The sequence below is a fragment of the Sulfitobacter sp. OXR-159 genome, from assembly GCF_034377145.1.
GTDB lineage: Bacteria > Pseudomonadota > Alphaproteobacteria > Rhodobacterales > Rhodobacteraceae > Sulfitobacter.
In genome coordinates this window covers 1,285,539-1,301,327 of record NZ_CP139707.1, presented here as the reverse complement: position 1 = coordinate 1,301,327, position 15,789 = coordinate 1,285,539, and the positions used below count along the sequence as shown (strand labels likewise).

12 protein-coding genes and 4 tRNA genes are annotated in these 15,789 nt (G+C 61.5%); 4 read left to right on the top strand and 12 right to left on the bottom strand.

The features are described 5' to 3' along the window. Positions 1-100: 100 nt before the first annotated feature. The 3 genes from T8A63_RS06385 to T8A63_RS06375 form a co-directional block, all read right to left on the bottom strand. Complete coding sequence (locus T8A63_RS06385) at positions 101-2,665, bottom strand: penicillin-binding protein 1A (RefSeq protein WP_322345303.1); 2,565 nt, start codon at positions 2,663-2,665, stop codon at positions 101-103. A gap of 128 nt (positions 2,666-2,793) precedes the next feature. Continuing rightward, positions 2,794-4,014, bottom strand: coding sequence for an N-acetylmuramoyl-L-alanine amidase (locus tag T8A63_RS06380; RefSeq protein ID WP_300051834.1), 1,221 nt, complete (start codon positions 4,012-4,014; stop codon positions 2,794-2,796). A gap of 59 nt (positions 4,015-4,073) precedes the next feature. Further along, positions 4,074-5,216 (bottom strand): pyridoxal phosphate-dependent aminotransferase, encoded by a 1,143-nt coding sequence (locus T8A63_RS06375; protein ID WP_067626202.1) that lies wholly within the window; start codon positions 5,214-5,216, stop codon positions 4,074-4,076. A gap of 96 nt (positions 5,217-5,312) precedes the next feature. Here T8A63_RS06375 and T8A63_RS06370 point away from each other — a divergent pair, with 96 nt between their 5' ends. Together T8A63_RS06370 and T8A63_RS06365 are read left to right on the top strand one after the other, a co-directional pair. After that, entirely contained in the window at positions 5,313-6,062 is a 750-nt protein-coding gene (locus T8A63_RS06370; RefSeq protein ID WP_067626227.1) for a DsbA family protein, read from the top strand. A 2-nt stretch (positions 6,063-6,064) separates the two neighbouring features. Beyond that, complete coding sequence (locus tag T8A63_RS06365) at positions 6,065-6,583, top strand: hypothetical protein (RefSeq protein ID WP_082849386.1); 519 nt, start codon at positions 6,065-6,067, stop codon at positions 6,581-6,583. Positions 6,584-6,712: 129 nt separating this feature from the next. Here T8A63_RS06365 and ispG read toward each other — a convergent pair whose 3' ends face one another. The 3 genes from ispG to hemA form a co-directional block, all read right to left on the bottom strand. Next, complete coding sequence (gene ispG, locus T8A63_RS06360) at positions 6,713-7,837, bottom strand: flavodoxin-dependent (E)-4-hydroxy-3-methylbut-2-enyl-diphosphate synthase (protein WP_322345302.1); 1,125 nt, start codon at positions 7,835-7,837, stop codon at positions 6,713-6,715. Between the two features lie 87 nt (positions 7,838-7,924). After that, on the bottom strand, positions 7,925-9,214 hold the full coding sequence (locus tag T8A63_RS06355; RefSeq protein ID WP_067626198.1) for a helix-turn-helix domain-containing protein: 1,290 nt from the start codon (positions 9,212-9,214) through the stop codon (positions 7,925-7,927). A gap of 120 nt (positions 9,215-9,334) precedes the next feature. Further along, positions 9,335-10,558, bottom strand: coding sequence for a 5-aminolevulinate synthase (gene hemA, locus T8A63_RS06350; RefSeq protein WP_067626197.1), 1,224 nt, complete (start codon positions 10,556-10,558; stop codon positions 9,335-9,337). 222 nt (positions 10,559-10,780) lie between these two features. On the opposite strand from hemA, the gene T8A63_RS06345 reads away from it, so the two are divergent. Together T8A63_RS06345 and T8A63_RS06340 are read left to right on the top strand one after the other, a co-directional pair. Further along, positions 10,781-11,857, top strand: a complete 1,077-nt coding sequence (locus T8A63_RS06345; protein WP_322345301.1) for a sensor histidine kinase — start codon at positions 10,781-10,783, stop codon at positions 11,855-11,857. An 81-nt stretch (positions 11,858-11,938) separates the two neighbouring features. Then, positions 11,939-13,309, top strand: a complete 1,371-nt coding sequence (locus tag T8A63_RS06340) for a M20/M25/M40 family metallo-hydrolase (RefSeq protein WP_322345300.1) — start codon at positions 11,939-11,941, stop codon at positions 13,307-13,309. 164 nt (positions 13,310-13,473) lie between these two features. On the opposite strand, the gene T8A63_RS06335 is transcribed toward T8A63_RS06340, so the two are convergent. The 6 genes from T8A63_RS06335 to T8A63_RS06310 form a co-directional block, all read right to left on the bottom strand. After that, a tRNA-Asp gene (locus tag T8A63_RS06335) sits at positions 13,474-13,550 on the bottom strand. 149 nt (positions 13,551-13,699) lie between these two features. Further along, positions 13,700-13,776 (bottom strand) — tRNA-Asp (locus tag T8A63_RS06330). A 464-nt stretch (positions 13,777-14,240) separates the two neighbouring features. Further along, positions 14,241-14,316, bottom strand: a tRNA-Val gene (locus tag T8A63_RS06325). A 41-nt stretch (positions 14,317-14,357) separates the two neighbouring features. After that, complete coding sequence (locus tag T8A63_RS06320) at positions 14,358-14,927, bottom strand: histidine phosphatase family protein (RefSeq protein ID WP_322345299.1); 570 nt, start codon at positions 14,925-14,927, stop codon at positions 14,358-14,360. Continuing rightward, positions 14,924-15,505, bottom strand: a complete 582-nt coding sequence (locus T8A63_RS06315; protein ID WP_322345298.1) for a histidine phosphatase family protein — start codon at positions 15,503-15,505, stop codon at positions 14,924-14,926. Before T8A63_RS06315 ends, T8A63_RS06320 begins: the two co-directional genes overlap by 4 nt. A 158-nt stretch (positions 15,506-15,663) precedes the next feature. Continuing rightward, positions 15,664-15,738: transfer RNA gene (locus T8A63_RS06310), tRNA-Val, on the bottom strand. Between the last annotated feature and the right edge of the window lie 51 nt (positions 15,739-15,789).

The window sequence follows — 15,789 nt, the reverse complement described above, 5'->3', positions numbered from 1 at the left end:
TAATGCGGCCCCGAAAACCGGAGCCGCACGAGAGATAGACCAGCCCGCCAGCGGCGGCAAGTGGGGGGAGGCAAAGCGCGCCTTCGCCCCGCCGACCTGATTAGTAAAGGCCGCCCGAGCTCAGCGTGCCAAAGCTTGCCTTGGGGCCGACGGTGGCCTTTTTGCCCGTCGATGTTGTGACCCGACGCGAAGACGATGCAGCCGAGCCGCCCAGTTCCTCGACCAATGGCAGGTCCGTCCCCATGGCAAAGCCGCCATCGAAGGAGATGCCAAACAGCGGCTCTTCGCCATCGCGGAAACATTCCGACACCACATTTCCACCCGAGGCGTTATCGCTCAGCCGCGCGCCGCTGAAACGGTCGATCTTGATAAAGCGGCACTGTTCGGGGACCGCAAAGTCACCGCCGCCGTATTTCTTGATCGCCTCAGACATGAAGCGCTGGAAGACCGGCGCGCAAAGCCGCCCGCCGCCCGCGCCCCGACCCATCGGGCGCGGCGTGTCGAAACCGATGTAGCAGCCTGCCACCACGTTGGACGAAAAGCCGACGAACCATGCGTCTTTCTCATCGTTGGTGGTGCCGGTCTTGCCCGCGATCGGCACCGGCAGATTGATGGCATTGCGGGCCGTGCCGCGCTCTACCACGCCGCGCATCATTGAGGTCAGCTGATAGGCCGTCACCGGGTCCATCACCCGCTCGCGGTTGGAAATGATCCGCGGCGCTTCGCCGGGCGCGAGGTTGATCTGCTCACAGTCGTAGCACTTGCGTTCGTCATGTTTGTAGACGGTGCGGCCATAGCGGTCCTGCACCCGGTCAACCAACGTGGGCTGCACCCGCTCCCCGCCGTTGGCGAACATCGCATAGGCCGATACCATTTGATAAAGCGTGGTTTCCTGACTGCCGAGCGCGTTTGACAGCAACGGCGCCAGATCGTCATAAACGCCGAACCGCTCCGCATAACTGCCGACCACATCCATCCCGACTTCTTGCGCCAGACGGATGGTCATCAGGTTGCGCGACTGTTCGATCCCGGTGCGCAGGGGTGTGGGGCCATAGAATTTATGCGAGGCGTTCTGGGGCCGCCAGACGCCCTGCGGCGTGTTGATCTCAATAGGTGCGTCTACCACGATGGTCGCCGGGCTATAGCCACTGTCGAGCGCGGAGGCATAGACGAAGGGCTTAAAGCTCGACCCCGGCTGCCGTTTGGCTTGGGTCGCGCGGTTGAACACGCTCGCCTGATAAGAGAACCCGCCCTGCATCGCGATCACCCGGCCCGTGTGCACGTCCATGGCGACGAAACCGCCCTGCACTTCGGGCACCTGCCGCAGCGTCCAGCGGATGAAGGAACCGTCACTATCGGAGGTCATGCGGCGCACCAACACCACTTCGCCAACCTCAAGCAGATCGCCCGCCACCTGAGCCTTGGAGGCCAGTTTGCCGTCGTCCAAGCGCTTGCGCGCCCATTGCACATCATCGGCAGGGATCCAGTGACCATCTTCGTCTTCGTCGACCCCTTCGATGCCGATCCGCGCATCGCTATTGCCGACCTCCAGCACCACGGCGGGATACCACTGGTTCTCCAGATCGATGTCGCGCGGCACCCGCAGGTCCGCGAGGGCGGCACGCCATTTCTCTTCGCTGGTCAACTGATCGGCGGGGATTTCGAACCGTGTGCCGCGCCAGATGCCCTGCCCGCGATCATATTGCTCCAACTGACGGCGCAGCGCATTGGCGGCGATGGGCTGCATTTCATTGTCGATGGTCGCGCGCACGGTCAAACCGCCGGTAAAGAACTCACCCTCGCCGAAGTTCTCGCTGAGCTGACGGCGAATTTCATCGGTGAAGTAATCACGCGGCGGCAGCTCGGCCTTGAAGCTTTCAAAATCACCGTTCTGGACCGAGCGCAGCGGCAGCGCCACTTCCGTCTCATAAGCCGCTTCCGAAATATAGCCGTTCTCTTTCATCTCGCGCAGCACGAAGTTCCGACGGGCCAGCAAGCGGTCCTTGCGGCGCACCGGGTGGTAATCCGACGGCGCCTTGGGCAGCGACGCGAGGAAGGCCGCCTCATGCGGGGCCAGTTCGCTCAGCGTTTTGTTGAAATAGGTCTGGCTGGCCGCGGCCACGCCATAGGAGTTCTGCCCGAGGAAAATCTCGTTCAGGTAAAGCTCAAGGATCTTCTCTTTGCTCAGCGTCTCTTCGATGCGGGTGGCGAGGATGATCTCTTTGATCTTGCGCTCGGCCCGGCGGTCACCGGACAGCAGGAAGTTCTTCATCACCTGTTGGGTGATGGTCGAGGCACCGCGCACATCGCGGCCACGGGATTTGACCGCATCCACCGCCGCCGCACCGATGCCGCGCAGGTCATAGCCTTCGTGGGTGTAAAAGTTCTTGTCTTCCGCCGAGATGAACGCCTGTTTCACCAGATCCGGGATGGTGTTGGCGGGCGCAAAAAGACGGCGCTCTTTGGCGAATTCATCGATCAAACGGCCTTGGCCCGAGTAAATCCGGCTGATCGTCGGCGGCGTATATTGCGCCAGCGACTCATGGCTGGGCAAATCCCGACCATACATCCAGAACACCGCCCCGATGGTCAAAGCCACCATGCCGACGCTCAGGGTCAGGGTGGTAAAAATCCCCCCGAAAAAGGACAGAACAAATCGAAACACGCGCGCGGACCACCATTGGCTAGGGACAGTTCCGAGCCTATACAGGATGCACTGGCTCGGGTCAAAACACATGGCCGCCAGCGAGGGCGAATGTTCGCCCATCGCCAAACCGGCCATATCATTCTATTTTACTTTCTGATCAAGGGCTTGAGCGCCGCATCCTGATCACGCCAGGCAACGATCGCATCCGCCATGGCGCTCACCATCGACGCGCGCCACACCGGATCGCGCAGATTGGTCAGATCCCGTTTCGAACTGAGGAACCCCACTTCGACCAGAACCGATGGAATATCCGCAGATTTCAAGACTGAAAACCCGGCCCGCCGCAGCGGTCGGCTGTTCATCGGCCCGCCCGCCGCACGCATGCCTTCGACCAAAGTCGCGGCCAAAGCATCCGAACGCGGCTCGGTCTCTTGGCGGGCAAGATCAAGCAAGATACCCGCCACCTGATCATCCGAGCCGGTCAAATCCGCACCCGCGATGATGTCGGACCGGTCATGACGCGCGGCAAGATGTTCGGTCGCCACGTCGCTGGCATCATCCGAAAGCGTATAGACCGTGGCCCCGCTTGCCCCGCCCTGCGACAAGCTGTCGGCGTGGAGTGAAATGAAAAGGTCCGCCTCGGCCTGATGGGCGATGGCCACCCGGTGCTCCAGCGCTACAAAGATATCATCGTCACGGGTCAGCAGCACATCCACGCCCTTGCGCCGCAGCGCATCGCGCAGATCGCGGGCGAAGTTCAGCATCAGGTCTTTTTCATCCAGCCCCTCGCGCTGCGCGCCGGGGTCAATGCCGCCGTGACCGGGGTCCAACACGATGGTAAAGCTGTCCTTATCCACCGCCGCTGGCTTTGGCGGGGCGGTGAGCGCGGTGGTCCAATCGGGATCCACGGGCACGCCCGCGGCCTTGGCAAAGACCTCCGCCGTGACGGTTTCCAACGTAATTTCAAGCCGCGCCTTACCGCTGCTTGCATCCACCGGCATGCCGATTTCTGCAGGGATCATCGGTTCGGCCAAATCCGCCACCAACCGCGACCACCCCGGCTGAAACGCGCCAAAGCGCAGGGCAGAGATGCGGCCCGGTTTCTTCAGCAGGTCGCCGCGTGCCACCTCAGACCAATCGGCCTCACGGAAATCGACGATCAGCCGGGCAGGATCATCCAACAGGAAAACCCGGAAAGGCACCCCTTGGCTCAGCGCCACGGTCAGGTCGGTTTTCCCAAACCAACCGTCTTTCACCGCGCTCTCCACCGGATCGACCCGCGCCAGCGCGGTCAACTCCTGCGCGGCTCCGGCCACCGGCACCGCACAAGCCAGCACCACTGCCAGTCCCTTAAGAATTGCCCGCATGATTGATCACCCTGCCCGTTTTCGCCCTTCTACCACCTGCCGCGCGTGCAAACCAGCGCTCAGCGTGTGGCCATAAAGGCTTTGAGCCGGGCGATGCCCTCTTCCATATCCGCGGTGCTGCGCGCATAGGAAAAGCGCAGAGTCTTATGTCCCCGCGCCGGGTCGAAATCGAGACCGGGGGTCACGGCGACGCCCGCCTTCTCCAGAATCTCAGCGGCGAAAGCCCGGCTGTCCTCGGTAAAGCGGGAGACATCTGCATATACATAAAACGCCCCATCGGGCGGCGCGATGTCGGTGAACCCAGCCTCTTTCAAACCGGTGATCATCAGGTCGCGGTTGCGGCGATAGACCGCCAGATTGGCCTGCAATTCATCATCGCAGTCCATCGCCGCCAGCGCCGCGATCTGGCTGGCATGGGGAGCGCAGATGAACATGTTCTGCGCGATCCGCTCAACCACGCGCACCTGATCTTCGGGGACCACCATCCAACCTACGCGCCAGCCGGTCATCGAGAAATACTTGGAGAAAGAATTGATCACATAGCAGTCGTCGGTGACCTCCAGCGCGGTCACGGCCTTCTTGTCATATTCAATGCCATGGTAAATCTCATCCGAGATGAAGGACATGTCATTGGCCACACAGGCATCCGTCAGCGCCGACAACGCGGGCCGATCCAGCATCGTGCCCGAGGGGTTGGCAGGTGAGGCCACCAGCAAGCCGCGCAGGTCTTGCCCCGCGAAATCCGCCGCCACGGGCTGGTAGCGGTTCTCCGGCGCGGCGGGCAGATCGACCGGCTGCATCCCCAAGGCGCGCAGGATCTGGCGGTAGCTGGGATAGCCCGGCGCGCCGATGCCCACTCTGTCACCGGAATCAAACAGCGCGGTAAAGGCCAGCAGAAACCCGCCTGAGGATCCGGGCGTGATCACCACCCGCGCCGGGTCCAGATCCACGTTGTACCATTCCCCATACATCTGTGCGATCCGTGCGCGCAGCGCGGGCAAGCCAAGCGCCACGGTATAGCCAAGCGCGCCTTCCCCCATGGCTTTTGTCAACGCCTCGGCCGCCCCTTTGGGTGCGCCTGTGCCGGGCTGGCCGACCTCCATATGAATGATGTGACGGCCGGCTTCTTCGGCGGCGCTGGCGGCCTGCATCACGTCCATCACGATAAAGGGATCAACGGCGGACCTGGTTGAATTGCGCATGGGCTTGCTCCTACTCTCGGCATATGCTTTCACCGCGCCTGATGCCGGGCGTCAACCCTTGGCCCCTATTTCGCAGACCTACCGAAAGGACCGCCCATGTTCGCCCGCCTCATCGCCCCTGCCTTTGCCAGCGCACTGGCTCTTGCCGCCCCCGCCGGGGCCATGGACCTGACAGAGCTGACCGACGCCGAGCGCGCACAGTTCCGCGCCGAAGTCCGCGCCTATCTGATGGAAAACCCCGAGGTGATCCTGCAAGCGGTTGAGCAGATGCAAAACCGTCAGGCCGAAGCGCAGATGCAGGCCGATTTTGATCTGGTCACCGCCAACGCAGATGAAATTTTCGACGACGGTTATTCCTGGGTCGGTGGCAACCCGGATGGCGACATCACGCTGGTCGAATTCCTCGACTACCGCTGCGGCTATTGCAAACGCGCCCATGGCGAAGTGGCCAAGCTACTGGAAACTGACGGTAATATCAAATTGATCGTCAAAGAATTCCCAATCCTTGGCGATCAATCCATGCTGGCCTCGCGCTTTGCCGTGGCGACCAAACAGGTCGCGGGCGGCGATGCCTACAAGCAATTGAACGACGCTCTGATGGCCTTCAACGGTGAGGTCTCCCTGCCCGCGCTGCGCCGCTTGGGCGAAAGCTTTGATCTAGATGTCCCGGCGATTGAAGCCAAGATGGACAGCGATGAAGTCATACAGGAAATCACCCAGACCCGCGCGTTGGCGCAAAAGCTGCAGATCACCGGCACCCCCACCTTTGTCATGCAAGATGAAATGCTACGCGGCTACCTGCCCTACGATCAGATGATGGCGCTGGTGGACGAAAAACGCGGCTAAAAATGCGCGCCCCGGCAGCCATAGCAGCTCTTGCGCTGGCCCTGCCTGCCGGGGCGGGTGATCTTCAAACGCTCGACCCCACCGCGCGTGCCGCCTTTGACAGTGAATTGCGCGCGGCGATTTTGGCGAATGGCGATGTCATCGCCAAAGCCTTGGCAGCGCCACAGCCCGCGCAATCCGAAATGCGGCAATATATTCAAGACGACCTAACCCTGCTCGAACGCCTCGCCCCCGAGCTTCTGGCAGGCCACGCCGTGGCGCTCTTCACCGCGCAAGACTGCGATACCTGCAATACCGCCGTCAAAGAATTAACCGAAATTACAAAGCGCTACGGGCTGACATTCATTCAACACGAACTGCACATGCCCCAGGCCGCCCGCTGGGCCGCCGCCCTAGGGCTCGACGCCGCCCCCTTCTACGTACTGCCTGAGATGGTGCTCAACGGCCACATGCCGCCCGTGGTCCTAGAGAAATACCTCACCCCCAACCACATTAACCTTCACCACCAACCTGCTGATTAAGAACAGCTTCCAAACAGCCAAAAAGCACGCGCCCCTCCCGGTTCACGCGCCCCCCATCATCTTCATCCTTTTAAAAATACCGCAGCGCACCCTGTCCGCCGCCACCCGGCCAGCGGCCCAGCCACTACCCTATTCCGCCGCTTTCACCGCTTCAGCCTCAATCTGCGCCGCGCGTTCCTCGACCTGCTCGACGATATGCTCGATCATGCCCTCATTCCCAAGCTTATGGCTCTGCTTCCCCGCGAGATAGACCATGCCAGACCCGGCCCCACCGCCGGTGAAACCCACATCGGTCATCAGCGCCTCACCGGGGCCATTCACCACACAGCCAATGATGCTGAGGCTCATTGGCGTCTTGATATGCTCCAGCCGTTTTTCCAAAGCCTCGACAGTCTTGATCACGTCAAACCCTTGCCGCGCGCAGGAGGGGCAAGAGATGATGTTCACACCGCGATGCCGCAGGCCAAGGGACTTGAGAATTTCGTAGCCGACTTTCACCTCTTCGACAGGATCGGCAGAGAGCGAAACGCGGATGGTGTCGCCGATGCCGCTCCACAGCAGATTGCCCAGACCGATGGCCGATTTGATCGTTCCTGACATCAAGCCGCCCGCCTCGGTAATGCCAAGGTGGATGGGGGCGTCGGTAGCATCAGCAAGCTGTTGGTACGCGGCAGCAGCCATAAAAACATCGGACGCTTTGCAGGAAATCTTGAACTCGTGGAAATCGTTGTCCTGCAAAATTTTGATATGATCCAACCCGCTTTCCACCATCGCATCGGGGCAAGGTTCGCCGTATTTCTCCAGCAAATGCCGCTCCAGCGAGCCTGCATTCACGCCGATCCGAATGGAGCAATTATGGTCCCGCGCGGCCTTGATGACCTCGCGCACGCGCTTTTCGTCACCGATGTTGCCGGGGTTGATGCGCAGGCAGGCGGCACCGGCCTCGGCGGCCTCGATCCCGCGTTTGTAATGGAAATGAATGTCCGCCACGATGGGCACAGACACCTCGCGCACGATCTCATGCAGCGCCTTGGAGGACGCCTCATCCGGAACCGAGACACGCACGATATCCGCGCCCGCATCGGCGGCGGCCTGCACCTGTTGGATGGTAGCGGCCACATCAGTGGTCAGCGTATTCGTCATGGTCTGCACGGTGATCGGTGCATCACCGCCCACTGGCACATTCCCCACCATGATCTGCCGGGACTTGCGACGCGGAATATCGCGCCAAGGGCGAATGGAATGAAGCGACATGAAGACACCTTTCGCGGGATCAGGGGCTATGGCCCCTACCTATTCAGCCGGGGCATCATGTGCAATGGGAAGCGACGGCCCGCGCGCTTAGCTGCCCTGACAGGGCATCGCCGCCAGCGCGGAAGGGTCAAGCGAGCCTTCCAGATCGGCGAACATCCGGCTCAGCGATTGCTCTGCCTTTGGGTCAACTGGCTGATAAAGTTCGGCCAGCGCCTGCGCGTGGAGCGGCACATTCGAAGTGACAGCACCACGCGGCCCGACAGGGCCGAAACATCCGTCTGCCATCGCGAAATAAAGCGCACCGGATTCTCCCGTCCGCAGGGAGGGCGGCTCTTCGGTGACAGGGACATCCCATGTGTCGCCCTTGTTCATCACGCCTTCGAAAATCACCGTGCCATCGGCGGCGCGCACCCGCACCCATGAGGGATAGGCCGCGACCATGCGCACCTTGTCGCCTAAAGGCTCAACCACCTGCGGTTTGGGCAGATCGGTCTCGGCATTGGCAAGCATCAGGGCTTCGTCGATGGCAGCGTCGATCGTGCCATTCTCGGCCACGGCGGTGCTTGGCTCTGCCGTGGCGGGGCGGTCGGGGGTCGGGAAATTGCTGACGGAGCGCGGATCAATGGAGGCAATGGGCGCATCACGCGCCACCAACACCGGCACATCCAAAGCCTGCGGGCGATAAAGCCGGTCGAGCGCATCAGCGCGCGGGCTTTCCACGCTTTGGGGCGCAGCGGAATCGTCTTCCGCGTCTGGTGCGCGGGCCAGTGCCCCGTCCAGCGGATCAAGGTCGGACAGCACAATCGGGGTCTGATCCACCGGCGCCACCTGCACGCGCTGCACCTCTTTCAGGACGGTCCAGCCGCCAAAGCCGATAGCAGAGATCAGCGCGATCAGCACCAGCGAAGAGCCGACAGCACCCGGCTCAATCCGGCTGAGCAGCCCATCACCCGTGGGCACGAAAGGCGTATTGGGGCGGGCGAAAAGATCGTCTTCTTTCGGGGTCTTACGTCGTTCTTCGAAACTGGGCTTTTTAACCACCGAGGCCTCGGCGGACATGCCATGCGCCACAGCGAAACCAGATTCCTTGCAGAATGCGGCAAAGGCCTGATCGGGGTCCATGTTGAGGTAGCGTGCGTAGGAGCGCACGTAGCCCGCGATGAAACCGGGCGTGTCGAATGCACCCGGGTCGCAATTCTCAATCGCCGCGATATAGGAGGCTTTGATGCGCAATTCGCGCTGCACGTCGAGCAGGGATTTACCGAGCGTGGCGCGTTCACCGCGCATGACATCCCCCAACCGCAATTCGAATGCATCGAACCCTTTGGGTTCGACTGTTTCGTCCTCAGCGGTTCTGGAGGCCCATCGCCCGATCATCAATATGCCCTGTCCCTGTTAGCCTGTAGCTTTGATCCAAACACGCCCCAACGATTCGGATGTAGCCTTTTCTTGACAAAAGGCTACCACAAGACAACGCAAAACACGAATAGCGCTGCGTTAGCCCGCAGCTTCGGCACGATTCAGCGCACAATGAGACCAGAGCGTGTCCATCCCGCGAACAAGCGCGTCCATTTCCTTGGGCCCATGCACCGGCGACGGCGTGAAGCGCAGCCGCTCTGTACCGCGTGGCACGGTGGGGAAGTTGATGGGCTGGACATAGATGCCGTGATCTTCAAGCAGCATGTCCGACAGCAGCTTGGTATGGACCGGGTTGCCCACCATGACGGGCACGATATGGCTGCCGTGGTCGATGATCGGCAATCCCAGTCCCTTGAGCCGCAGTTTCAGCGCCTTGGCCTGCTGCTGGTGCTTTTCGCGCAGTTCGGGCGCGCGTTTGAGATAGGCAACCGAAGCCGCCGCCCCCGCCGCCACGGCGGGCGGCAGCGAAGTGGTAAAGATGAAGCCCGGCGCATAGGAGCGGATCGCGTCGCACATCTTGGCCGAGGCCGCGATATAGCCGCCCATCACGCCGTAGGCCTTGGCCAGCGTGCCGTTGATGATGTCGAGCCGGTGCATCAGGCGGTCACGCTCTGCCACCCCTGCCCCGCGCGGGCCGTACATGCCCACGGCGTGCACTTCGTCGATATAGGTCAGCGCGCCGAACTCATCGGCCAGATCGCAAATTTCTTCGATGGGGCCGAAATCACCGTCCATGGAATAGATCGATTCAAATGCAATAAGCTTGGGCGCGGCGGGGTCATCGGCCTCCATCAACTCGCGCAGATGGCCCAGATCGTTATGGCGGAAGATACGCTTGGCCCCGCCATTGCGGCGCACCCCTTCGATCATGGAGGCATGGTTCAGCGCGTCGGAATAGATGATCAGCCCCGGAAACAGCTTGGGCAGCGTGGAAAGCGTGGCATCGTTGGCGATATAGGCCGAGGTGAACAGCAGCGCCGCTTCCTTGCCATGCAGATCGGCCAGTTCGGCCTCAAGCTGTTTGTGGTAAACCGTTGTGCCAGAAATATTGCGCGTGCCGCCAGAGCCTGCCCCGGTCGCGCGCAGGGCCTCTTCCATTGCTTCGATCACAACGGGGTTTTGCCCCATGCCAAGGTAGTCGTTGCCGCACCAAACGGTGATATCTTGCTGCGATCCGTCGGGCTTGGTCCAGACCGCATGGGGGAACTGGCCGTTGCGACGCTCGATGTCGATGAAGGTCCGGTAGCGGCCTTCGTCATGCAGGCGCGCAATCGCCGCGTCGAGCTTCTCGTTATAGTCCATTGCGCGTCTCCATCTTTTGGCGCGAACAGGAAGGGCCCCTTCCATATTCAGCTTTTAGAATGATTACAGATGCAAGGCCGAAGCTTCAATCTCTTATCCAGAACCCGTTGCGGGACGAACTGTCGCAGGTAGGAGCGCGCATTTAGGCACAGTTTCGATTGTCTGCTTGTGTTTTCGGGCGCTTTCCTGTCTTCAACAGGAAACCCAGAAAGGGGCCTTAATTTGCGCGCCGTTCCTCACCCCCAGCAGGACCAACGCCTGCGGACACTCTATAATTATGAGATCCTCGACACCCCGCGCGAGGCGGAGTTCGACGAAATCGTCGAGCTGGCAGCCGAGATCTGTGAGGCGCCCATTTCGGTGATCAACCTGATCGACAAGGACCGCCAGTGGTTCAAAGCCGAGGTTGGGCTGAACGCGCGCGAGACGCCGCTTGAGACCTCGCTGTGCTCTCATGCGATTCTGGAAGACCCTTTCGTTGAGATTCCCGACACGCTCAAAGACCCGCGGATGGCGGACAACCCGCTGTGCACCGCGGGTGACGGGCTGCGCTTTTACGCGGGCGCCCTGCTGGTGGCGTCGGACGGGATGCCGCTTGGCACGCTGTGCATCCTTGATAACAAACCGCGACAGCTGACCGCGCTGCAACGCAAGGCCATGTCCGTGCTGTCCCGTCAGGTGATGAAACAGCTAGATCTTCGCATTGCCCTGCGCCAGCAAGAAGTGCTGATGAGCGAGGCCGACCACCGGGTGAAGAACTCGCTCCAGACTCTTTCGGCCATGGTCCGGCTGCACAGCCGCCACTTGGACGACGAGACCACGGTCGATGTGCTTGACGGTATCCAACGCCGCGTCAACGCCATGGCAACGCTGCACGGTGAACTGCAATCCGTGCGCGGCCGCGATGAGGTCGATGCACATAAATACCTCGACAAGGTCGTGGGGCTTCTGCGCGAAACCGCGCCGGGCCATGTGAAAATCGACTACAGATCAGACCCCGTCACCCTGCGCTCGACCGCGGCGTCTTCCATGGCGCTGATCATAAGCGAGTTCGCGGCCAATTCGATCAAACACGCCTTCCCCGACGCCACGCCCGGCAACATCGAGATTGACCTGAGCCTGCGCGACGGGCATTTTATTCTGTCTTGCAAAGATGACGGCATCGGCGCGGAAAACGTAGGCAAGCGGCGGGCCGACAGCATCGGGCAAACCTTGATGGCGGCGGCGGCCTCGCAGTTGAATGCGCAGGTGGATCACCGTCTCACGCCCGAGGGCAGCCGCCTCTCGCTCACGTTCTGAACACTGGCCCAGCGGCCACTGGACACGCCCTGCCCGCCTGATACCTTCGCGCCAAACTCACAAGCGCAAGGAATTTAAGCCATGTCCCTCGACGATGTTCTCGCCCGGATCGACGACGATCTGCCCGCCGCCACTGACCGTCTGCTAGAACTGCTGCGCATCCCGTCGATCTCAACCGATCCGGCCTATAAGGCCGATTGCGACCGCGCCGCCGATTGGCTGGTGGCTGACCTTAAATCGATGGGAGTAGAGGCCGAAAAGCGCGCCACGCCGGGCCATCCGATGGTTGTGGGCCATGTAGGCGAAGGCAAGCCGCATCTGCTGTTCTACGGCCACTATGATGTGCAGCCGGTCGACCCGCTGAACCTTTGGGACCGCGACCCCTTCGATCCGGCGGTAGAGGACACCGACAAGGGTCGCGTGATCCGGGGCCGTGGGGCCGCTGACGACAAGGGCCAGTTGATGACCATCATCGAGGCCTTGCGCGCATGGAAAGAAGTGAAAGGCGACTGGCCGTGTCGCATCACCTTCTTCCTCGAAGGCGAAGAGGAATCCGGCTCGCCGTCGCTTGTCCCCTTCATGGAGGAAAACGCCGAGGAGTTGAAAGCCGATGTCGCGATGATCTGCGACACCGGGCTGTTTGAGAGCAAGACCCCCGCCATCGTCACCATGCTGCGTGGGCTTCTGGGCGAAGAGCTGACCGTCACCGCCCCCTCCAAAGACCTGCATTCGGGCATGTACGGCGGCATTTCGATGAACCCGATCCGTGCGCTCAGCAAAGTGATCGCGTCGCTGCATGACGACGAAGGCCGCATCACCATCCCCGGCTTCTATGACGGCGTGCCGGACCTGCCCGAGGATCTGGAAGCGCAGTGGCAGGGGCTGGCCTTTGACCATGCCGCCTTCCTCGGCGACGTGGGTCTCAGCAAACCCGCAGGCGAACAGGACCGCACCCCGCTTGAGATGATCTGGTCGCGCCCGACTTGTGAGGTTAATGGCATCTGGGGCGGCTATACTGGCGATGGATTCAAAACGGTCCTACCGTCCGAGGCGCACGCCAAGATCAGCTTACGTCTTGTCGGCACGCAAGACCCGCTCGCCATTCGCGAGAACTTCCGCAAGATGGTCACAGAGATGCTGCCCGAGGATTGCACCGTCGACTTCTCAGGCCACGGCGCCAGCCAAGCATCAGGTGTAGAAATTGGCCATCCGATGTTCGAACCCGCCCGCCAAGCGCTCAGCGATGAGTGGCAGGTGCCTGCGGCCTATATCGGCTGTGGCGGCTCAATCCCGATTGCGGGGCATTTTCAAAAGATCCTAGGGACAGAGCCGATGCTGGTCGGGTTTGGCAAAGACGACGATCAAATCCACTCACCGAATGAAAAGTACGACATGGAAAGCTTTCACAAAGGCATCCGGTCTTGGGCCCGCATCCTTGATGCGCTGACCTAAGCCATCTGGCGATCGGGTCTGCCCGGTCGCCAATTGCACCCCACTTGCGATCGGGCCTGCCCGGTCGCCAATATGCCGCCTTGGGCGATGCGAACCTACGGCGCGCGCCATCCGTGCGACCGCTTTGGCCGCAGTGTATGTCTACTATAACGAAGGGGATAAAGTGGCGCGGTTGACGGGGCTCGAACCCGCGACCCCCGGCGTGACAGGCCGGTACTCTAACCAACTGAGCTACAACCGCGCGATGTGGGCGGAATAGGCCAAGGGGCGCGGGCCGTCAAGCGCATTCGCCCGAGAAAATGCGCTTTGGGAAAAGAAGTTTCGCGCGGTATTTTATGGGGCTGGAAACGAAAAAAGGGACCTCGAAGAGGTCCCCTTTTCAGGCAGCGGTGGCGCGGTTGACGGGGCTCGAACCCGCGACCCCCGGCGTGACAGGCCGGTACTCTAACCAACTGAGCTACAACCGCCCGCTGCACTCTCCAGGTCGCCCCGGAGCGTTTGGGTGTTCTATGGTGAGGGCGCTCTGCCGTCAAGCGCGGTTTGTGCGAAAATATGAAAATTTCGCAAGTTGTTCTTGGGGCGTTTGGGGGGCCGGTTTCGCGGCTTCAGAACCCGCGATGTTCGCCGAGGGTTCGGGGCGCTTTGATCGGATTGGTCGCTGGTGTTCAGAGGGTCGGGCAGCGGAATGGCATAGCTTTCTTAGCCAGCCATCTGAGGCTCACAAGGGCTGGGCATGCGGGCCGGACCAAGACGCTGCGCAAGCTGCACAGGCAATTCTTCTTGGTGGCCGATAGGACATCGCTTAACGGGAGGGGAGTGTTGGGCCGTAAAAGCCTCGAACTCCCGACCCAGACTGACCGCGGAGCGGACGGGCGTCGGTCGGGCCTACCACTGCGGCAGTCGATCACAACAAACAAATACGTGGGGGAGGTGGTGGGTCGTGAGAGGCTCGAACTCCCGACATCTTCGGTGTAAACGAAGCGCTCTACCAACTGAGCTAACGACCCGACTTGGACCTCATAGCGCAAGGTGGGGGCGGGCTTCAAGCCTATAATGTCAGCCTTTTTTGCTCACCATCCTCAAGCCGAAACACCACCCCCTGCCCGCCTTGCATATCCCGCAGCACGCTTGGCGCGTGGTCCAGTAAAATAAGGCGTAGCATGCGCGATGTGATGCCATGTGTCACCAGCACATGAGGCCCGGTCAGACTGTCGAGAAAGCTGCGGCAGCGCTCATAAAGCGCCGCGAATCCCTCGCCATCGGGGGCATGTTCGTAAAGATCATAGGAATCACGCGCGTCTGGGGTTTGCCGCAACAATGTATCGCGCGACTTGCCTGCCCATGCGCCGATGCCGATCTCACCCAGTCGCGGGTCCGTCGCGACCGTCATTCCCAGCCCCGCCAGCGCAAGTTCCGCCGTTGCCACCGCCCGCCCCTGCGGACTGCTGAGCGCAGAAAATCCCGCCAGATCGCAGCGCTTGAGAATCGCATTCTGTGCGGCGGCCTGCGCACGGCCCGTGTCGGTCAGCGGAGAATCGAAATGCCCTTGCAGCCGGTTGGCGAGGTTCCATTCCGTCTCACCATGACGCAGGATATAGAGTGTCGGGTAGCGGCTCATGCAGGGGATTCCAGAACGCTTTCCATCCCGTTCTCCAGCAGATAGACGCAGCCCTGCCTGTTACTCAGCCCCCCCGCTGCGGCCAGATCAAGGCCGCGCACCTCCGCCCGGAGCACCTGCCCCCAGAGCCCATGGGCAACCAGCACCGTGGGCGCGGTCAGGCTATCGAGCAGCGCGCGAATCCGCCCGCGAAACGCCGGCAGCCCCTCCCCGCCCGGCGCGGCGGCGTAGATGTCCAGCGGCGCTGGACGACGCGCGGCGAGATCGGGGTTGGCGGCAAGAATCTCATCGCGAGTGAGCCCCTGCCACCCGCCTGCATGGATCTCCATCAGACGCGCATCTGTTTGAAAAGACGCCCCATCCAGTGCAATCTGCGCAGTCTGCTGCGCACGGCCAAGCGGAGAGACGAGGATATCGGGCTTTTGCGCAAGCACCTCCGGCATCACCTGCGCCTGCTGCGCGGCCTCGGCGATGCCCTGATCGGTCAGCGGTGAATCGAGATGCCCCTGCAATCGAAACGCGCGATTCCACTCGGTCTGCCCGTGTCGCAGGAACCAGATTTTGGGATGTGCCGACATGCTCTCTCCGCCGTGTTGTCCGTGGTATGGCCATTGATTGGATAAGGACCACCGCAGGACGGGGAAGGCAAGCCTGCCCGGTGGCTGGGATCATGCGCAGATGAGCCAGAGTGCCGTCTCGCGGGCAACCGATTGGATTCATTGAAAACGTAGGAAAATGGTGGGTGATAAGAGATTTGAACTCCTGACATCTTCGATGTGAACGAAGCGCTCTACCACTGAGCTAATCACCCTTGCGGGGCAAGTAGCCAATTGCGGCGGAGCTTGCAAGAGGGTTTGGCGCA